At 62.9% G+C, this 19625-nt stretch carries 15 protein-coding genes; all 15 read right to left on the reverse strand.

Features of this window, described 5'->3' with window-relative positions; all coding sequences use genetic code 11:
- Nucleotides 1-34: 34 nt before the first annotated feature.
- The 15 genes from G3T16_RS02205 to zipA all read right to left on the reverse strand — a co-directional run bounded on the left by G3T16_RS02205 (nt 35) and on the right by zipA (nt 19609).
- Nucleotides 35-1309: a putative porin gene (locus tag G3T16_RS02205; RefSeq protein WP_163493641.1), complete on the reverse strand. Its 1275-nt coding sequence runs from the start codon at nt 1307-1309 to the stop codon at nt 35-37.
- Nucleotides 1310-1816: 507 nt separating this feature from the next.
- On the reverse strand, nt 1817-2539 hold the full coding sequence (phoU, locus tag G3T16_RS02210; RefSeq protein WP_163493642.1) for a phosphate signaling complex protein PhoU: 723 nt from the start codon (nt 2537-2539) through the stop codon (nt 1817-1819).
- 11 nt (nt 2540-2550) lie between these two features.
- On the reverse strand, nt 2551-3375 hold the full coding sequence (pstB, locus tag G3T16_RS02215) for a phosphate ABC transporter ATP-binding protein PstB (protein ID WP_163496925.1): 825 nt from the start codon (nt 3373-3375) through the stop codon (nt 2551-2553).
- A 21-nt stretch (nt 3376-3396) separates the two neighbouring features.
- Entirely contained in the window at nt 3397-5100 is a 1704-nt protein-coding gene (gene pstA / locus G3T16_RS02220; protein ID WP_163493643.1) for a phosphate ABC transporter permease PstA, read from the reverse strand.
- An 11-nt stretch (nt 5101-5111) separates the two neighbouring features.
- Complete coding sequence (locus G3T16_RS02225) at nt 5112-7358, reverse strand: ABC transporter permease subunit (RefSeq protein WP_163493644.1); 2247 nt, start codon at nt 7356-7358, stop codon at nt 5112-5114.
- Nucleotides 7359-7453: 95 nt separating this feature from the next.
- On the reverse strand, nt 7454-8425 hold the full coding sequence (locus G3T16_RS02230) for a PstS family phosphate ABC transporter substrate-binding protein (RefSeq protein WP_163493645.1): 972 nt from the start codon (nt 8423-8425) through the stop codon (nt 7454-7456).
- A gap of 85 nt (nt 8426-8510) precedes the next feature.
- Nucleotides 8511-9791: a phosphate regulon sensor histidine kinase PhoR gene (phoR, locus tag G3T16_RS02235; protein WP_163493646.1), complete on the reverse strand. Its 1281-nt coding sequence runs from the start codon at nt 9789-9791 to the stop codon at nt 8511-8513.
- Nucleotides 9788-10498, reverse strand: a complete 711-nt coding sequence (phoB, locus tag G3T16_RS02240) for a phosphate regulon transcriptional regulator PhoB (RefSeq protein WP_163493647.1) — start codon at nt 10496-10498, stop codon at nt 9788-9790. Before phoB ends, phoR begins: the two co-directional genes overlap by 4 nt.
- Before the next feature lie 290 nt (nt 10499-10788).
- The gene (locus tag G3T16_RS02245) at nt 10789-11841 is read right to left on the reverse strand and encodes a 2-oxoacid:ferredoxin oxidoreductase subunit beta (RefSeq protein WP_163493648.1); all 1053 of its coding nucleotides are present in this window, start codon (nt 11839-11841) and stop codon (nt 10789-10791) included.
- A gap of 1 nt (nt 11842) precedes the next feature.
- Nucleotides 11843-13702: a 2-oxoacid:acceptor oxidoreductase subunit alpha gene (locus G3T16_RS02250; RefSeq protein ID WP_163493649.1), complete on the reverse strand. Its 1860-nt coding sequence runs from the start codon at nt 13700-13702 to the stop codon at nt 11843-11845.
- Between the two features lie 3 nt (nt 13703-13705).
- Nucleotides 13706-14728 carry a 4Fe-4S dicluster domain-containing protein gene (locus G3T16_RS21530; protein ID WP_232059224.1) on the reverse strand — a complete coding sequence of 341 codons (1023 nt, stop codon included), beginning with the start codon at nt 14726-14728 and terminating at the stop codon, nt 13706-13708.
- On the reverse strand, nt 14650-15483 hold the full coding sequence (locus G3T16_RS21535) for a hypothetical protein (RefSeq protein ID WP_232059225.1): 834 nt from the start codon (nt 15481-15483) through the stop codon (nt 14650-14652). The genes G3T16_RS21530 and G3T16_RS21535 overlap by 79 nt, the downstream gene beginning before the upstream one ends.
- A 177-nt stretch (nt 15484-15660) precedes the next feature.
- Nucleotides 15661-16263 (reverse strand): transglycosylase SLT domain-containing protein, encoded by a 603-nt coding sequence (locus G3T16_RS02260; protein ID WP_163493650.1) that lies wholly within the window; start codon nt 16261-16263, stop codon nt 15661-15663.
- Between the two features lie 240 nt (nt 16264-16503).
- Nucleotides 16504-18537 carry an NAD-dependent DNA ligase LigA gene (gene ligA / locus G3T16_RS02265; RefSeq protein ID WP_163493651.1) on the reverse strand — a complete coding sequence of 678 codons (2034 nt, stop codon included), beginning with the start codon at nt 18535-18537 and terminating at the stop codon, nt 16504-16506.
- 4 nt (nt 18538-18541) lie between these two features.
- A complete protein-coding gene (zipA, locus tag G3T16_RS02270) occupies nt 18542-19609 on the reverse strand; it encodes a cell division protein ZipA (RefSeq protein WP_163496926.1) in 1068 nt (355 codons plus the stop codon).
- Between the last annotated feature and the right edge of the window lie 16 nt (nt 19610-19625).

Here is a 19625-nt window from a genome sequence, read left to right on the forward strand (position 1 = left end):
CGCTTGACGACATCGCTCCAGAATCGGCTCATTGTCAGTACTTGAATACCGAGTCGAACACGACACGATCGAAGTCAGTGCCGCGTCCGGTAGCGTTCTCGCCCGATTCATTGTTCAGATACCAGGTAACTCCCAGGACCCAGTGCCTGGCCACGGCGTACTTGCCCGTGAACTTGTGACCGCTGATATCGGTGCCGCCCCCGCCGACATTGGAATCCCGCAGCAGACCAAAGGTGGCATCCGCCTCTACATCCTCGTACTGGTAGCCCAGCTGCCAGCTGCCCGCCGCGGCAGTGTTGCCCAGCTTGGCGCCGGCCAGCCAGCCGGAATCGAACTCGTCGGCATCCAGGTTCTGCACATAGTCGACGAAGAAAGTCAGAGGCAACGGCAGGCCAGCCACTGTCAGGTCCGCGAACAGCTCCAGTTCTTCGTAGTCATTGAGATAGACACACCCTGCGCTGGTGCCAGGCTCGGTACAGCTGAAGCTGTTGCCGAAGAACTCGTCCGGCTCACCAAAAAAGACGCTCTCTCCGCGCACCGGCAGATCGAAATAGGCTGCACCGGCAGTCAGTGTCAGGTTGTTTGCTGGCTGCAGGCTGACGCCGCCCTGCAGACCCCAGTAGGTTGTCTCGTTGGCACGGTTGCTGTCGCTCTCCAGCCAGATGGCGGCACTGTTCAGGAACAGACCCTGGCCCGCCCAGCCGAAGGCAATCCCTTCCGGCGTGTAGTCGGAGTCCCACAGCAGGCCGCTGCCCTGGGTGCGGTAGAAAGTGTTGGCCATCTTGCCCGCCATCAGGTAGCCACCGTCAAAAGGCTGCCAGCGTGCGTAGGCGAGGTTCAGGAACAGATCCTTGGAAGTGCCCCCGCTTCCCAGCGTGATGTTGCCAGAGCGCGGGCTTTCATTGCCGGCGGCCAGACCTAGCCCCACTTCAAGCTCGGAAGAGAGTTGAGCCACCAGCCCTGCACGGGCCCGAATACGGTGACGGGTCCGCGTATCCCGCGCCCCCACGTCGATTTCCTCGTAGCGGTAGCGGTAGTCGCCATACAGCTTGATCGTATCGGACCAGTGGCCGCCCGGGGGGCTGCGGCGGGCCTGGTCCACTTCACTGCGAACCAGCTGCACTTCTGAAACCGCGGTTTCAGAGGCTTCACGCAGACGCCGGTTTTCCGCTTCCAGGGTGCCCACCCGTTGCGTCAGGCGGGCCATGTCCGCCTTCAATTGCTCGAACTCCGCTTCGCTGACCGCTGCCTCGGCAGCAGCGGTCGCCAGCGATAAACTGGCCAGCGCGGCCACAGTCAGTCGTCTCATGCTTCTTCTCGCTCTTGGTAAAGCGCCCGCAGACGCGCATCAGGGCGGCGAGTTTATGACTTTTTTATGACACAACCAAGACAGCAGTGCCGGAATTCACAGAAAATGCCGATTTCTGTGAATTCGATTCATTGCTGTCGCATCGATCGGGCTACCAGGGTAGAGACATCGGCCGGGATGCGGTGTTCAAGACCGTATGCGACATGGATGTCGCATCCGAGCCTCCATGGATGGATTCACGGCGTGTCTTGAACACCGCATCCCGGGTGATGTCTCGGCGGGCGAAGCGCCGGCCTTCCATTCTGCGGCACCCGTAACCAAATATTCTGCGAAGATACGGGACAGCAAAATTCGTCCTCCATGGAGAGCCCACCCCCGCTTTATCGGGTGTGGATTCAGGGCCTGCCCCATGAGCGCAGCGAGTGTTTTGGGTACGGCGTGTCTTGAACACCGCAGCCCGGTTGATGTCTCTACCTTCGTAGCCCGATCACTGGTACAGCGGCGACCCTATTCGCTCTCTTCAACTTGCGCCATCAGCTGATCGGGCTCCACATGGCGCACATCCAGGCCGCGCACCAGGTAAATGACATGCTCCGCGATATTGCTGGCATGATCACCCACCCGCTCAAGGCTCCGCAGCGCCCACATCTGACCCAACACCGGACCGATGGTGCGGGGGTCCTCCATCATGAAAGTCACCAGGCTGCGCATCGCGGTAGCGTATTCCGAATCCACCGAGCGATCGGCGATCACCACTTCCACAGCCATATCGACATCCAGCCGGGCAAAAGCGTCCAGCGCCCGCCGCAGCATATCGCTGACATGAGCCCCGATATGGCGAATCTCGACAAAGCTGGTGCTGGAACCCCCCTCTTCCGTCGCCTTGATGGCCTGACGGCCGATCTTGCTGGCCTCGTCGCCAATCCGTTCGAGGTCTGTGGTCACCTTGGAAATCGCCAGCACCAGACGCAGGTCGCTGGCCGCGGGCTGGCGGCGGGCGAGAATACGGAAGCACTCCTCGTCGATACTGATCTCCATGTCGTTGACCCGCTCGTCACCGGCCACCACCTCTTCAGCCACGCCGCTGTCCCTGTGCAGCAGCGCCTCGACGGCCTTGCCGATCTGCTGCTCGACGAGGCCACCCATCTCCAGCAAATGATTCTTGACCGACTCCAGTTCGGCATTGAACTGGGCCGAGATATGTTGCTTGTAGCTGTCCTGGTGAATCATGACGGAAGTCCTCAGCCGTAGCGGCCGGTGATGTAGTCTTCGGTTTGCTTCTGCTCGGGATTGGTAAACAGGGTATCCGTGTCGTCGTACTCGATCAACTTACCCATGTACATGAATGCTGTCATGTCGGATACCCTCGCCGCCTGCTGCATATTGTGGGTGACGATCACAATGGTGTAACGGGACTTGAGCTCGTAGATCAGTTCCTCGATCTTGAGCGTGGAAATGGGATCCAGCGCCGAAGCCGGCTCGTCCAGCAGCAGTACCTCCGGCTCCACCGCAATGGTGCGGGCAATCACCAGGCGCTGTTGCTGGCCGCCCGACATGCCCAGTGCACTTTCATGCAGGCGGTCCTTGACCTCTTCCCACAGGGCCGCGGCCCGCAGCGACTTCTCCACTACCTCATCCAGCACCCGCTTTTTGTTGATGCCCTGGATGCGCAGGCCATAGGCGACATTTTCGTAGATGGACTTGGGAAAGGGATTGGGTTTCTGGAATACCATGCCCACCCGCCGGCGCAGACTGGCCACATCCACCCGGCGGTCATAGATATCCTCGCTCTCCAGCAGCAGGCGGCCCTCCACCCTGCAGCCGTCGACCAGATCGTTCATCCGGTTGATGCAGCGCAGCAGGCTAGATTTGCCACAGCCGCTGGGGCCAATAAACGCGGTAACCCGCTTTTTGGGGACGTCGAGGTTTATGTCAAACAGCGCCTGTGAATTATTGTTGTAGTACAGGTTCAGGTTCTCCATTCGCAGACTGATATCCGCCGGCGCGCCGGGGCCGGAAGCCTGGCCGCGCTTGATTGCCTGAATATCAATGGCATGGGTTTGCATAGTCATGAGCAATCGCTCCCGCTAGTGTTCCAGAGACTTGTAACGTTCACGCAACCGGTTGCGCAGGCGCACCGCAGCCAGATTCAGCAACGCGATGATAAGCACCAGCAGAAATGCAGTAGCATAGACCAGAGGCCTGGCCGCCTCCACATTGGGACTCTGGAAACCCACATCGTAGATATGAAAACCCAGATGCATGAACTTCTGGTCCAGATGCAGATAGGGATAATTGCCATCCAGCGGCAGGGTCGGAGCCAGCTTCACTACACCGACCAGCATCAGCGGCGCCACCTCGCCCGCGGCGCGGGCTACCGCCAGGATCAGCCCCGTCATCATCGCCGGGCTCGCCATCGGCAATACTACCCGCCACAGGGTTTCGGCGCGGGTGGCCCCCAGCGCGAGGCTGCCCTCGCGCAGGCTCTTGGGAATGCGGGCCAGACCTTCCTCGGTCGCCACAATCACTACCGGCAGCGTCAGCAGGGCCAGTGTCAGCGATGCCCACATCAGGCCCGGGGTACCGAAAGTCGGCCGCGGCAGCATGGCCGGGAAAAACACCTCGTCCAGTTCCCCGCCCACAAAATAGACGAAGAACCCGAGCCCGAACACCCCGTAGACGATGGAGGGAACCCCGGCCAGGTTGTTCACCGCCACCCGAATGGTGCGGGTAATAAAACCCTGTCCCGCGTATTCACGCAGGTAGACCGCCGCCACCACCCCGAACGGGGTGACCATGATCGACATCAGTATCACCATCATCACGGTACCGAACATCGCCGGATAGACCCCACCCTCGGTGTTGGCCTCGCGCGGCTCATCACTGAGGAACTCCCAGAGCCGCTCAAAATACAGCGCAAGCTTGGCGCCCACACCCATCGCATTGGGCTGGTAGGCACGCACCACCTTGGCCACGGGCAGCTCGATCACCCGGCCATCCGCCACTTCGGCGCTGAAGGTGTGGTCCTTGATGCTGTCATACAGCACGTACAGGTCCTGCTGCAATGCCTGGAAGCGGGCATTGAGCTCTGCCCGCCGGGCGGCGAGGTCTGCCTGGGCGGCGGCATCCAGGGCGCCGTCCATCTCCAGGCGGCGCTCCTGTAGCCGCAGTCGCTCCAGCTCATAATTGATCGCCCCGATATCGACGCGCTCGATCTGCCGGATCTGCTGGCGCACGGCGACGGTATCTGCGACCAGTGACTGCAGTGCTGCCCAGGCCGCGGCGGCGTCTTCTTCGACGGTGATCACTGGCGCGCCATGACGGTCGACACTGCGCAGGTAGCCGTAGAAATTACCCCACTCCAAGCGCTCCACCACCATCACATCTTCAGGATGGCGGCGCTCACCGAATTGCTCATCGATCAGCCAGGTGAAGTCGGTGCCCAGCACATCGCGATTGCCCTGTTTCAACAGGGTGCGCTGATAGAAAGGCCCCGGGCCCTCCAACTCGAAGCCTGCCTCGCGCAGCTGACTGCCGGCGACCTCTACCTCGTCCACCACTTCTCCCAGCAGTTCCCGCGACTGACCCTGATAACTCACCGTCACCGCCAGGATATCCGCCGGCCAGAAATGGCTCATGCCGCGTACCGCAAGCAACAACAGCAGGCCCACCACTGCGATCACGCTGATACTGACCGCCGCGCCGTTGAGCCAGATCATCGGCTCGCCGCTGCGAACCCAGGCCATCACGCCACGGCGGCGGCGGCCGTGCAGATCCTGATTGTTTGTCATGCTGGTCGTCATTACAGTGAGCCGTATTTGATGCGCAGGCGCTGCCGGATCAACTCGGCAGCGGTGTTCACCAGGAAGGTGAACATGAACAATACAAAGGCGGCGAGGAACAGGACCCGGTAATGGGTGCTATCCACCTCGGCCTCGGGGATTTCCACCGCGATATTGGCCGACAGGGTGCGCATGCCCTCAAAGATATTCGCATCCATGATCGGCGTATTGCCCGTCGCCATCAGCACGATCATGGTTTCCCCCACAGCGCGGCCCAGGCCTATCATCAGGCCAGAGAAGATCCCCGGACTGGCGGTGGGCAGTACCACGCCCACCAGGGTCTGCCAGGGCGTCGCTCCCAGCGCGAGACTGCCGTAGCTCAAATGCCTGGGGACCGAGAAAATTGCGTCCTCGGCGATGGAAAAAATGGTCGGGATCACCGCCATGCCCATCGCGATCCCGACCACCAGCGAGTTTCGCTGGTCAAAGGAGATGCCCAGCTCGCTGGTTATCCAGCGCCGCATGTCACCCTCGAACAGCCAAAGTTCGAGCACGTCATTGCCGGCAAAGCTCAGGTAGCCTATCAGCACCACCACCGGCACCAGTACGGCGGCATGCCAGCCTTCGGGCAACCGGGCGCGCAGCGGTACCGGCAGCCGCGACCACAGGAACGCAAACAACAGCACCCCGATCGGCAGGGCCAGCAGCAGTGTGATGACCGCCGTCAGCTTGTCCTCGATCAATGGCGCCAGCCACAGACCCGCCAGAAAACCGAGGATCACGGTAGGTAGCGCCTCCATCAATTCGATCAGCGGTTTGACCTTGCGCCGCAACGGCGCCGCCATGAAGTAAGCGGTGTAGATGGCGCCGCAGATCGCCAGTGGCGCGGCAATCAGCATCGTATAGAAGGCCGCTTTCAGAGTGCCAAACGCCAGCGGCGCAAAGCTGTACTTGGGCTCGAAATCATTGTCTGAAGACGACGACTGCCAGGTGTAGGTCGGCTCATCGTAGCTCTCGTACCAGACCTTGCTCCATAGTGCAGCCCAGGACAGGTCAGGATGCTCGTTGTCGATATGCCAGAATCGCAGGGTGCCATTCGCGTCGATATAGACCAGCGCGTCGCCCCGGGGCGAGAGAGCCGCCGCGCCGTCGGCCGCCAGCGGCAGCGCCGGTTTGTTCAGCAGCCGGCGGTGCGCCGTGGTGTGGTAGATTTGCAGCTCACCGCCGCGGCCGATACCGAAAAAGCCCTTGCGGCGGTGCTCTGAGATCAGGCGGTCCAGCACCACGCCGCCGGTGTCGAACTGGCGGATGCGCTGCAGGCGGTGGCCGCCGGTCTCGTCCCGCACCATGAAATGCTGGACCAGCTCGCCGCGGTCGGAGGCTGCCAGCAGCGAAATCCCCCCCAGCAGCATCTGCGCCGCTGCCAGTTCACCGCCGTGCTCGAACAATTGCCCGGAACTGGTCAGGCGCAGGCGCCCGGAGCGGTCGCGCTGGCGCAGGTTCAGTACCGCAAAGCCGCCACCGGTGTCGACGTGGTAGAGCCAGTTCAGGTCCTCGTCCACAAAGAATGCGGCGGTGTCGCCGCCCAGTGCGGGCAGGTTCAGCGTCTCGCGATCCAGAGTTACCTCCCCGCTAAGGAAATTCTCCTCCCGCAGTACCCGCTGGGCCCGCAGCTTGCCGGCGGCGGTGAGTGCCACCACGACCAGGCCCTGGTCACTGTCGCGCACGGCCAGCCGAACAATGGCTTCGTCCCCCAGCTTCAGTTCCAGCTCGGGCAACTGGCGCTCCAGCCGCGGGGTGATCACCCGTTCACCTCCCGGGTAGCTCAGCCGGTATTCATGGCGATACAGCGACACCGCGCCGGTGGCATGACCCAGCGCCAGCAGCCGGCTGTCCGCGCCCTCTCCCGTCGCTGCGGTTATGGCTCCCAGCTCTGGCGCCAGCACCTCCTGATGCAGCACCGAGCCGTCTTCCAGTGACAGGAAGCGGCCGGTACCATCGCCGAACACTGCGAACCCCACCTCGGTCTGCTCCTCCACCGCCAGATACAGCGGTGCTCCGGAAAATGGCAAAGCCAGGGGTTCGCGCGCCTCCATGCCGGCATTGCCAAACAGCGGCAGGACTTCGTACAGGAGGTAGAAGAAAATGAGCAGGATGGCGAACAGTACGCCGCTGCCCCCAGCAGTCACCGATACCGTGGCCAGACGATCCTTGAAATGGCGCCAACGGGCGGAGTAGGGCGAAACATGCTCGGATAAACTGGCCAAGGTTTGCTCTCTCACCGATCAGGACAAGGGATGGAAGGCGTTCGCAATGGAGGCCGTCACCGCGGCCTCCACTGATACGGCAGCGCCTCGTGCGACTACAGGTTCAATTGCTTGCTGAAGCGTTCGATCACTGCCGCGGGCAGTGGGATGTAGCCATCCTTCAGCACCACTTCCTGGCCCTGGCGTGAGAACACCAGCTTGATGAACTCGCGCTCCAGTGGCGACAGCGGCTTGTTCGGGTCCTTGTTCACATAGACGTACAGAAAGCGCGCCAGCGGGTAGGAGCCATCGACCGCGGTCTCGGGTGAGGCTTCGACCGGAGTCTCGCCACTGCGCTTGCTGATCGGGACCGCGCGCACACTGGAAGTCTTGTAGCCGATGCCCGAATAGCCGATGCCGTTGATCGAAGTGGATACCGACTGCACCACGGAAGCCGAACCAGGCTGCTCGTTCACGCTGTTCTTGAAGTCACCCTTGCACAGCGCCACGCTCTTGAAATAACCGTAGGTACCCGACACCGAGTTGCGCCCGAACAGCTGCATGTCGCGCCCGGCCCAGGCGCCCTCGAGGCCCAACTGGCCCCACTTGCTGACGTCCTGACTGGCGCCGCATTTGCGGGTGGAGGAAAACACCGCATCCACTTCCTCGATACTCATGCCCTCGATCGGGTTGTCCTTGTGCACATAAACGGCCAGCGCGTCGATCGCCACCGGCACAGCGGTGGGTTTGTAACCGTAGCGGGTCTCGAAGGCCTCGATTTCCTTGTCCTTCATGTCACGGCTCATCGGACCCAGGTTGGACGTACCCTCGGTCAGTGCAGGCGGTGCCGTGGAGGAGCCGGCCGCCTGGATCTGGATGTTCACATTGGGATAAGCACGCTTGAATTCTTCCGCCCACAGCGTCATCAGGTTGGCCAGAGTATCGGAACCGATGCTGGACAGGTTGCCCGACACACCGCTGGCCACCTCGTAGTCCTGCAGGTCGGGATCCAGCGCCGACCAACTGAGCTGGGCAGCAGTAAGCCCGGCGGCGGCGACTGCGATTTTAAACAGGGATTTGATGCTCATGGGATGCTCCAATAGCTCCAGTTTGTTGACCCGGCCACAGTACTACCTGATTATGACAAAATTATGACAACAGCATGTACTGCCACTATGCCGGAGCCGGAAATGCCAGGGTGAAAGTGCTGCCGACTCCGGGTTTACTGTCTATCCGCAACTGGGCGTTGTGGCCAGCGGCCACATGCTTGACGATCGCCAGTCCCAGGCCGGTGCCGCCGGTGCGCGAAGAACGACTGTCATCCACGCGATAGAAACGTTCGGTCAGACGCGGCAGATGTACCGGGTCGATGCCGATACCGCGATCCTCTACCGACAGCAGCAACTCCTGGCCCTGGCGCCGCCAGCGTACTGTCACAATACTGTCATCCTTGCTGTACTTGCAGGCGTTCAGCACCAGGTTGGAGGCAGCACTGTGCAACTCGCGATAATCGCCGTTGATCCGCTCGTTGCACTCCAGCTGCAACTCCAGCCGCCGCTGTGGGTGCGACGATTGCAGTTCACTTTCCAGCTCCTGCAGCAGGCTGGCGACGTCGACCTGCTCCGCTCGCGCCTTGCTGCGCACGGTCTCGATCCGCGACAGCCACAACAGGTCCTTGAGCAGCGTCTCCATACGCTGGGCCTGCTGCTCCATCTGCTGCAGCGGCCGCAGGAATCGCGGCTCCAGCTGGCCGCTGTTGGCCAAAATGGTATCGAGATACCCCTTGATCACTGTCAGCGGGGTGCGCAGTTCATGGGATACATTGCCGACGAAATCCCGCCGCATCTGCTCCAGCCGCGCTTCCTTGGTCACATCGCGCACAAACACCAGCCGGTCGCCACTGCCGAAAGGCGTCACCGCAAACTGGAGGAACTGCTCAGGTTCGCTCTTCAGGCGCAGCTGCAGCGGATCCTGAAAATCACCGGCCAGAAAGTAGCGGTGAAAGTCGGGCAGGCGCACCAGGTTCAGCAGCGCCTGCCCGCGGTCGGCCGGAAAGCGCAGGCCCAGAAGCCGCTCTGCCGCCGCGTTGCTCCATTCGATGCTGCCCGCCATCGATACCATCACCGCGCCGTCATGCATGGAGGAGAGTGAATCCTGCAGATAGTCCAGGCGCGACTGCAGCTGGGCCCTGCCCTGCCGGGCTTCACGCTGCAACTGGTAGAGCCGATCGTAGATGGCCCCCCATATTCCGGGTGCCTCGGGCGGTTCCTGCAATGGATCGGCCAGCCAGCGCCGCAGCCGCAGCAGCTGGTACAGCCAGCGCAGCAGCAACAGCAGCAGGACCAGCGCCAACAGCTGCGCGGGAAACCCCAGCAGCCAGCCGACCGCCGTACTGATGAACACAAACAAGGTCAGCCGGCGCAGCTCCGCCAGCCAGCTGCCCGTCGGCCTCACCGCGAGGGAACCCCGCGCGCCGAGAAGCGGTAACCGGTGCCGCGTACCGTCTGGATCAGATCACTGTAATCCTTGAGCGGGGTTTGCAGGGCCTTGCGCAGACGGCGGATATGCACGTCCACGGTGCGTTCTTCCACATAGACGTTGGCGCCCCACACATGGTCCAGCAGCTGGTTGCGGGTGTAGGCCCGCTCCGGGTGGGACATGAAAAACTGCAGCAGATTGAATTCGGTAGGCCCCATGTCCACCGGATCCTCCCCCAGGAAAATACGGCGGCTCTCGCCGTCCAGCACCAGCTCCGCGACCTGGATCCGGTCCTGCTGGTCCCCACCGGCGGCACGGCGCAACAGGGCCTTGATGCGGGCGATCAGCTCCCGCGGCGCGAAAGGCTTGGTGATATAGTCATCCGCGCCGACATCCAGCCCCTGGATCACGTTGTCCTCTGCGGTCTTCGCGGTCAGCATGATCACCGGCAGCTCCCGGGTGGCGTCGTTGCGCTTGAGCCGACGCAGCAGCTCCAGGCCGCTGCCGCCGGGCAACATCCAGTCCAGCAGCACGATGTCGGGGCGTTCGTCGACGATCAGGGCATGGGCATCCTGAATGTTCTCGGCCTCAATGCAGCGAAATTCCGCGATCTCCAGCGCCATCCGCAGCATGTCCCGGATAGCGAATTCGTCGTCGACGATCAGCACCTTGCGTTCATTCATCGGTCACAATTCCCTCGCATACATTCCCGTTCCGGGTATTAGATGAGGAAATTGTGACAATAAAATGACAATGCACGGGATTTCTGGTGGATTTTCAGATTGCACTTACTTTAGCCATCGGGTGCCTAGAATCCGGTCACTACTTCCGGAGGGTAATTTCGAGACACGCAGTGAACCCATCCATGGGGGCTCGGTTGCAGCATCCATGCTGCAAACGGCCTCGAAAGTACCCTCCGGAAGTAGCGCCCTCACACCAAACCAGGCCTTAAGTAAGTGCCATTCGGGCCACACTAGCGCAAACTGGCGTTGATATTGACCAACACCTTGTTGCCGGGACACAGATCCTCCTCCCGCAGGGAGTTCAGCGGCCGCCGGGACGTCTCCAATACATCGTGCAGATCGCGCGAGTCCTTGTTCATGTAGATCAGGCCGGTGAGGATCTGGCCCCTGGCCCGGTACTGTTCCAACGCGACCAGCGCGGAAACGCGGTCGAAGGGATCCAGGTCCTCCGACAGTTTCTCCAGATGCAGTACCGAACCGTCGTGCAGGGTCACCTCGTGGGCATGTCCCGCGGCGTAACTGGCGGTGATCTCCTCACGCATCGGGATGAAGTCGACAGTGCCGGTGGCCTCGGCGTGTTCGCGGACGAAATCGTAACTCTTGGTGGAAGCGGCGTTGTTGTTGAACGTGACACAGGGGGAGACCACATCGATCAGCGCAAAGCCCCGGTGCGAGATCGCAGCCTTGATCAGCGGTACCAGCTGCCCCTTGTCGCCGGAAAAGCTGCGGGCGACAAAGCTGGCCCCCAGCTGCAGCGCCAGGCCCGGCAGGTCGATGGCAGAGAAGGGGTTGGCGTCGCCCTTCTTGCTGGCCGAACCCTCGTCGGCGGTGGCGGAATCCTGGCCCTTGGTAAGACCGTAGCAACCGTTGTTCATGACGATATACACCATGTTCAGGTTGCGGCGGATGGCGTGGGCGAACTGTCCCATGCCGATGGAGGCGGTATCGCCATCCCCGGAGACCCCCAGGTACAGCAGGTCGCGGTTGGCCATTGCGGCACCGCTGACCACGGAGGGCATGCGCCCGTGCACCGAGTTGAAGCCGTGGGACTTGCCCAGGAAATAGGTAGGGGCCTTCGAGGAACAGCCGATTCCGGACAGCTTGGCAATCCTGTGCGGTTCCAGCGACAATTCGTGGCAGGCTCGCACAATGGCGCCGCTGATGGAATCGTGGCCACAGCCGGCGCACAGTGTGGAGATGGCGCCCTCGTAATCGGCCCGCGTGTAACCCAGCTCATTGACCGGCAGCTCGGGGTGACGAAAAGTCGGTAACTGGTAGCTCATCCTACTCTCCGAGGCCGCCGACCAGTTTGTCGCGGCGCAAAGGGGTGACGTTGTAACCCGGCATCTGCTGCAGGATCTGTTTGCGGATATTGCGGGCACTGATCGGCGTGCCGTCGAAGCAGAGCACCGACTTCAGCTTGTCCGGACCCAGCTCAAACTCTGCCATCAGCAGCGTACGCAACTGGGCGTCGCGGTTTTGCTCGATCACGAACACGCGCTGGTGGCGGGCGATAAAGGCCTCCACCTCGTGATTGAACGGAAACGCGCGGACCCGCATCGCATTGAGGTGGATGCCGTCCTCCTCCACCAGATAATCCAGCGCCTCCATGGAGGACTCCTCACTGGTGCCGAAGAACAGCACTGCGGTATCGGTGTCGCGGCCGGCGGCCTGCTCCACCGGTCCCGGCACCCACTGCTTGATGGTTTCCCACTTGGCCATCAGCCGGTGCATGTTCTTTTCATACTCCTCGCCCTTCTCGGTATAGACGGCATACTCGTCGCGGGACGTGCCGCGGGTAAAGAATGCGCCTTTCTCCGGGTGGGTACCGGGAATGGTGCGGTAGCAGATCGCGTCGCCATCCACGTCCAGATAGCGGCCATAGCGCTCGATCTGGTCGAGATCCTCCGCGTTCAGCACCTTGCCGCGGTCGTACTGGCGCTCGTCGTCCCAGACCAGCGGCGGCGACATGTTGTCGTTCATGCCCAGGTCCAGGTCGGTCAGCAGGATGATGGGCGTCTGCAGCCGCTCGGCCAGGTCGAAGGACAGGGCGGCAAAATCGAAGCATTCCTTCGGTGTCGACGGGAACAGCAGCACCTGCTTGGTATCGCCATGCGACGCATAGGCCGCCGACAGCACGTCCGACTGCTGGGTGCGGGTAGGCATGCCGGTGGAGGGCCCCGCCCGCTGCACGTCGAACAATACCGTCGGGATCTCGGCGAAGTAGGCCAGCCCCAGGAACTCACTCATCAGTGACAGCCCCGGGCCGCTGGTGGCGGTGAACGCGCGGGCGCCGTTCCAGCTGGCCCCCACCACCATGCCCATGGCCGCCAGTTCGTCCTCGGCCTGCAGGATGGCGTAGTTCTTGCGGCCGGTGCCCGGGTCGATACGCAGCCGTTTGGCATAGCGCTCGAAGGCGTCCACTACCGAGGTCGAAGGCGTGATCGGGTACCAGGCGGCCACCGTGGCGCCGCCGTAGATGGCACCCAGGCCCAGCGCGGTGTTGCCGTCCAGCAGGACCTGGTCGCCGACCTTGTCGGCCCTGCGGACCCGGATACCCAGCGGGCAGGCGATGTTTTCCTTGGTGTACTGGTAGCCCAGCTCCAGCGCATGGATATTGGGCAGGATCAACTTTTCCTTGCCCTTGAACTGGTCTTCGACCAGTTCCGTCAGCACCGCGAAATCCATGTCCAGCAGCGCCGCCAGCGCGCCCACATAGATCACGTTCTTGAATAGTTGCCGCTGGCGCGGGTCCTTGTACTGCTCGTTGCAGATCCGGGTCAGCGGAATGCCGATGATGGTGACGTCGCTGCGTATCAGGCGCAGGTCCAGCGGCTTGGTGTTGTCGTGGATGAAGTAGCCACCCGGCTCCAGCTCGCGGATATCCTGGGGCATGCTCTGGGGATTCACCGACAGCATGATGTCCACCCCGCCGCGCCGCCCCAGGTAGCCCCGTTCGCTCACCCGCACCTCGTACCAGGTGGGCAGGCCCTGGATATTGGAGGGAAAAATATTCTTGGGACAGACCGGCAGGCCCATCCGGAAAATCGCCTTGGCGAACAGGTTGTTGGCGCTGGCGCTGCCGGTGCCGTTGACATTGGCGAACTTGATAACGAACTCGTTGACGGATTGCAGTGCTTGCATGACTTACTGTCCCGCCTTGCTGACGTTGTAGAGGAATTTTTGCATGTCCCAAGCGGTGGTCGGGCAGCGCTCTGCGCACAGACCGCAGTGCAGGCAGACGTTCTCGTCCTTCACCATGACCCGCCGGGTGGGCAGTTCTTCCGAGACATACAGGTCCTGGGCCAGGTTGCCGGCCGGCGCGCTGAGACTGCGGCGCAGCGGTTCCTCGTCCATATTGGCGGTGAACGTGATGCAATCGGTGGGGCAGACGTCAACACAGGCGTCGCACTCGATGCAGCGGGTCTCCTCGAACACGGTCTGCACGTCGCAGTTGAGGCAGCGCTCGGCCTCCCGGAAACCGATCTCGCGGTCGAAGCCCAGTTCCACTTCCAGCTTGCGGTTACGCAAGGTCAGTTCCAGTGGCGCCAGCGGCACGACAAAGCGCTTGTCATTCTCGATTGCGTTATCGTAGCTCCACTCGTGGATGCCCATTTTCTGGCTGACCAGATTGGTGAATGGCGGCGGACGCTTGTTCACCGGTTCGCCGCGGCAATACAGGTCTATACTGACCGCCGCCTGGTGACCGTGGGCAACCGCAGTGATCACGTTCTCAGGACCGAAGGCCGCGTCGCCGCCAAAAAACACCTTGTCGTTGGTGGACTGGAAAGTGCTGGCATCCACCACCGGCATGTCCCATTTGTCGAAATCGATGCCCAGGTCGCGCTCAATCCAGGGGAAGGCGTTTTCCTGGCCGATAGCCATCAGGACATCGTCGGCCGGCATGAACACCGGCGCTTCGCCGGTGGGCACCAGGCTGCGCTTGCCATCGGCGTCGTAGCGCGCCTCGACCTTTTCAAAATGCATGCCCAGCAGCTTGCCGTCCTCCACCACGAACTCCTTCGGCACGTGGTTGTCGTGAATCGGGATGCCCTCGTGCATCGCATCCTCTTTTTCCCAGGGCGAGGCCTTCATGTCCGCGAACGGACTGCGCACGACCACCCGCACGTCCTCGCCGCCAAGACGGCGGGAGGTACGGCAGCAATCCATCGCGGTGTTGCCGCCCCCAGTACCAGCACCCGCTTGCCAATGCTCTCGGTATGCTCGAAGGCCACACTGGCCAGCCAGTCTATGCCGACATGGACGCGCTTGCCGGCCTCCTCCAGTCCGGGCAGGTCCAGCCCCTTGCCGCGGGGCGCACCGGTACCCACGAAGACGGCATCGTAGTCTTGCTCCAGCACCGCCTTGAGACTGGTGATTTCGGTGTCAAAATGAGTGATGACGCCCATATCCAGAATATAGCCGACCTCCTCGTCCAGCACCTGCACCGGCAAGCGGAATGCCGGGATCTGGCTGCGCATCATGCCGCCGCCCGCGAACTGGTTGTCGTAGACGTCGATATGGTAGCCCAGTGGCATCAGGTCGCGCGCCACGGTCAGGGAGGCCGGCCCCGCGCCAATCAGCGCGATGCGCTTGCCGTTCTTGCGGGCCGGAATCTGTGGCAGGCGGGCGGAGATATCGCTCTTGTTGTCCGCCGCCACCCGTTTCAGACGGCAGATCGCCACCGGCTCCTCGCCCTTGCCGAGGCGTCCGCGACGGCAAGCGGGTTCACAGGGGCGGTCGCAGGTGCGGCCCAGGACCCCTGGGAATACATTCGACTCCCAGTTGACCATGTAGGCATCGTCGTAGCGTTGTGCCGCGATCAGGCGGATGTATTCCGGCACCGGCGTATGCGCCGGGCAGGCATACTGACAGTCGACCACCTTGTGGAAGTATTCAGGGTTTTTTATATCGGTTGGGTTCACTCTGGGTGCCTGCTAGCCGGACCAATCTACCTGGGGGTTGCGCGAGTAGCGTAAAAGTGTGTCATAAACTGCGCAGATTTTCATCTGTTCCGCTGCGGCTATTTGCAGAACCTCGCCTGAGCGGGTACCCGCAGGGCACGCACAACGGAGTCATGCATTGCAGTACCAGCCACTGATTCAGAACAGGCCGAACCACCCCTTGCGGCGCGGCAGGGAGCTCTCGCAGGCAGCCAGTTGGGACCGGTAGAGGCCGGCTCGGGCGCTGACCTTCTGCGCCACTTTCTGCAGCCAGGGCTTGTTGCGGTAGGTACCGCGATTGTAGCCGCCGTGCCCCTCGTGGTAGGCAAGGTACAGGCGGTAGCTGTCATCGCGGGCAATACCGCTGTGTTTGAGAGATTCATTGTTGTACCAACCGATGAAATCTATTGCATCCGCGAAATCGTCACGGTCGGCGCCGCCGCGGCCGGTACTGCGCTGGTAAGCCTTCCAGGTGGAACCCAGGGCCTGGCTGTAGCCGAAGGAATCCGAGAGCCGGGGGCCTGGAATAATGCCCAGGATACGCCGGCGCGGGGGCTTCGCCTTAGCCACGAAGCGCGACTCCTGGTGCATGATGGCCATCATCACCGGGATCGGGCTGTGCCAGTTGGCCCGGGCCTTGTAGGCATCCCCGTACCAGCCTTTTTTTTCACGGAAGATACTGCAGACATTGTCCGGGTTGGCCGGAGGTGCGGTGGTACAGGCGGACAACAGTAGCAATAACGGCAGCCACAGTACTCTCACAGTTGAACCGCATCTATGCCATATTTTCGGCGCTTCGTGGGCAGGTTTGGGTCCGGGGAGGGGTTTTCGAGACCGTATGCGACATGGATGTCGCATCCGAGCCCCCATGGAAGGGTTCAGAGCCTGCCCCGCGAGCGCAGCGAGTGCTTTGGGTACGGCGTGTCTCGAAAACCCCCTCCCCGGACCCAAACCTGCCGCCGGAGTAAATCAAAGTAAGCGCCATTCCTCTCCCGGTTGTTTTCACAGCTTGATCCCGTGTTCCGCCAACAGTTCCAGCAGGCCGGCTTCATCGATGACCGGCACCTCCAGCTCGGTGGCACGCCCCAGTTTGGAGCCGGCTCCCGGGCCGGCGACCACGGTATGGGTCCTGGCCGACACGCTGCCGGCGACCTTCGCCCCCAGCTCTTCCAGACAGGCCTTCGCCTCATTGCGGCCGAGGGTCTCCAGCTTGCCGGTCACCACCCAGGTCTGCCCCGCCAGGGGCAGCTCCTCGGCGGCGACCGGCTCCACATCCGGCCAGTGCACCCCGGCGGCGCGCAGCGCATCGACCACCGCCAGACTGTCTTTTGAATCGAAGAACTGGCGCAGGTGATCGGCCACTACCGGGCCCACGTCCGGCACCTCCAGCAGGGCCTCCTCACTGGCATCCAGCAGCGCTTCCCAGTTTCCAAAGTGGCGCGCCAGACCGGCGGCGGTGGCCTCGCCCACCTCCCGTATACCCAGCGCGAAAATGAACCGCGCCAGCGTGGTAGACTTGCTCTCTTCCAGTGCTGCCAGCAGATTGTCGGCCGACTTCTCTCCCAGCCGCTCCAGGCTCAGCCACTGCTCCCGGCTCAGCCGGTAGATATCCGCGACGTTGCCGGCCAGACCGCGGTCGACCAGCTGTTCCACCAGCTTTTCGCCCAGGCCCTCGATATCAAGCGCCCGGCGGGAAGCGAAGTGGCGAATCGCAGCCTTTTGCTGAGCCGGGCAGACCAGGCCGCCCATGCAGCGCAGCACCGCCTCGTCGGCCGCCCGCTCCACCACCGAGCCACAGACCGGACAGGCGTCAGGGAACGTTACCGGTTTCGCGTCCGCGGGCCGCGCCTGGGTCACCACCGAAACGATCTGCGGAATCACATCACCGGCGCGGCGCACGATGACCTGATCGCCAATCTGTACCCCAAGGCGTTCGACCTCGTCGGCATTGTGCAAGGTGGCGTTGCTGACCGTGACCCCGCCGACAAAAACCGGCTCCAGCCGGGCTACCGGAGTGATGGCACCGGTCCTGCCGACCTGGAATTCCACCGCCAGCACCCGGGTCAGCTCCTCCTGGGCCGGAAACTTGCGGGCGATGGCCCAGCGTGGCGCCCGCGATACAAAGCCCAGGCGCCGCTGCAGCGCCAGGTCGTTGACCTTGAACACAATGCCGTCGATATCGTAAGGCAGGCTGGCGCGCCGCGCCGCCAGCTCCTCGTAGTAGGCGTCGCAGGCCTCGATGCCGCGTTCCACCCGGGACTCGCTGTTGATGCGCAAGCCCCAGGCGCGCAGTTGCTCCAGCACATCAGACTGCCGCGCAGGCAGCTCGGCACCTTCAAACAGGCCTACGCTGTAGCAACACATCTGCAACGGGCGTCGCGCCGTCAGGCGGGAATCCAGCTGGCGCAGACTGCCGGCAGCGGCGTTGCGGGGGTTCACAAAGAGTTTCTCGCCGCGCTCGCGGGCCTCGGCATTGAGTTGCTCGAAGCCGGCCCGGGGCAGGTAGATCTCGCCCCGCACTTCCAGCAGTGAGGGAAATCCCTCGCCCCGGAGGCGCAATGGCACGGAGGCAATGGTACGCACGTTGTGGGTAATATCCTCGCCGGTGCTGCCATCGCCACGGGTGGCGCCGCGCTCAAGTATGCCCTCGCGGTACAGCAGGCTGACCGCAATCCCGTCCAGCTTTGGTTCACAGGCAAATTCCACCGGGTCGGCGGATGCACCGAGCCGGTCCAGCAGGCGGCGATTGAAATCCAGCAGTTCCTCGCGACTGAAGGCATTGTCCAGTGACAACATCGGCAACTCATGACGCACCTGGCTGAACTGCGCCAGCGGCCCGGCCCCCACCCGCTGGCTGGGGGAGTCCGGCGTGACCAGATGCGGATACTCCGCCTCCAGTTCCCGCAGGCGCAGCATCTGGCGGTCGTACTCAGCATCCGGGACCGACGGGGCGTCGAGTACATGGTACTGGTAATTCCAGTCCTCAAGTCTGGTGCGCAGCGAGGCCAGCTCGCGCTCGATCTCCGCTGTCGCCATTGACCTACCGGGATCGCGCCAGCATCCGGCGCTCCAGGTCGCGAATCTGCTGGCGGTTATGCTCCAGGGTCTGGCGGGTGAGCGCGCTGCGGCTCTCGTCCAGCACATCGCCAGCCAGGTTGCGGGCCACGGTCTGGGCCGTCTCCAGCATGTAGTCAAAGGCCTGCATCATGTCCTGCGGGCCCGGCAGGGTGACGAAAAACACCAGCCCGGGCGTGCGGAAATCGGCCATGTTGTCGATATCGAATACCCCGGGCTGCATCATGTTCGCGACGCTGAACTGGATCGCGCCGCGGCCGGCCTCGAACTCGTGGCGGTGGAAGAAATTCATGTCGCCAAAACGCAGGTCACAGGCCAGCAGGATATGCAGGATATCCTCGCCCGCAAAGCCCTCGGGATTGCGCGCCACCACATTGAGCATGAAGACCTCGGGCTCAACATCGCGTGGCAGGCGCCCGGGGGCCTCGTCTTCCGGCTCGGGCTCCTGGGCCGCCAGGGCATCCAGCCAATCGAGGTTGGCGGGCTCGTCGGTGCTGTTGAAACCGGCCAGCAAGTCGAACTCTTCCTCGGGCGGGGCCGAAGACGCCTGGGCAGCCGTGCTGGCGCGCTCGGGTTTCGGCGGTCTGGATTGCGGTTCTGGCGCAGGGCGCGGCGCGGGCTCCGATCCTGCGGCGACGCGCGGCTCCGGCGTGGGGCGGGACTCAGGCCCACGCCCGGGTCGGGGGGCAGGTTCTTGTGCTGGCGGCGACGGGGGCGGCGCCTCTTGCGGGGTACTGGCGGCGGTTTGGGCGCCGGCCCGTTGCACAGCTGCCCGATCCGCTTTCTCCGCCTTGTGCTGGGCGGCGGCATCCAGCAGGTCACTGCGTTCCACCACCCGCGCGCCGCCGTTGGGCAATTCGCGCAACATGCCGATATCGTCTGCCGGCTCCTCCGCCGCAGCGTCGCCGCGGGCCAGCTTGACCCGCACCGGCGCACGGCGCTCATTGCGCACCCGCCGCCACGCATCCAGCAGTACTGCCAGGATCAGCAGCACACCAACAATCACCATCCAATCGCGTATCGTCAAGTCCATCACAGCTGCACCGTCA

The organism is Kineobactrum salinum, assembly GCF_010669285.1.
GTDB lineage: Bacteria > Pseudomonadota > Gammaproteobacteria > Pseudomonadales > Halieaceae > Kineobactrum > Kineobactrum salinum.

What these genes read in the sequence shown, in the direction of transcription:
- G3T16_RS02205 (WP_163493641.1), bottom strand. Translation starts at nt 1,309, where the DNA reads ATGAGACGACTGACTGTGGCCGCGCTGGCCAGTTTATCGCTGGCGACC.
- phoU (WP_163493642.1), bottom strand. Translation starts at nt 2,539, where the DNA reads ATGATTCACCAGGACAGCTACAAGCAACATATCTCGGCCCAGTTCAAT.
- pstB (WP_163496925.1), bottom strand. Translation starts at nt 3,375, where the DNA reads ATGCAAACCCATGCCATTGATATTCAGGCAATCAAGCGCGGCCAGGCT.
- pstA (WP_163493643.1), bottom strand. Translation starts at nt 5,100, where the DNA reads ATGACAAACAATCAGGATCTGCACGGCCGCCGCCGCCGTGGCGTGATG.
- G3T16_RS02230 (WP_163493645.1), bottom strand. Translation starts at nt 8,425, where the DNA reads ATGAGCATCAAATCCCTGTTTAAAATCGCAGTCGCCGCCGCCGGGCTT.
- phoB (WP_163493647.1), bottom strand. Translation starts at nt 10,498, where the DNA reads ATGAATGAACGCAAGGTGCTGATCGTCGACGACGAATTCGCTATCCGG.
- G3T16_RS02245 (WP_163493648.1), bottom strand. Translation starts at nt 11,841, where the DNA reads ATGAGCTACCAGTTACCGACTTTTCGTCACCCCGAGCTGCCGGTCAAT.
- G3T16_RS02250 (WP_163493649.1), bottom strand. Translation starts at nt 13,702, where the DNA reads ATGCAAGCACTGCAATCCGTCAACGAGTTCGTTATCAAGTTCGCCAAT.
- G3T16_RS21530 (WP_232059224.1), bottom strand. Translation starts at nt 14,728, where the DNA reads ATGGATTGCTGCCGTACCTCCCGCCGTCTTGGCGGCGAGGACGTGCGG.
- ligA (WP_163493651.1), bottom strand. Translation starts at nt 18,537, where the DNA reads ATGGCGACAGCGGAGATCGAGCGCGAGCTGGCCTCGCTGCGCACCAGA.
- zipA (WP_163496926.1), bottom strand. Translation starts at nt 19,609, where the DNA reads ATGGACTTGACGATACGCGATTGGATGGTGATTGTTGGTGTGCTGCTG.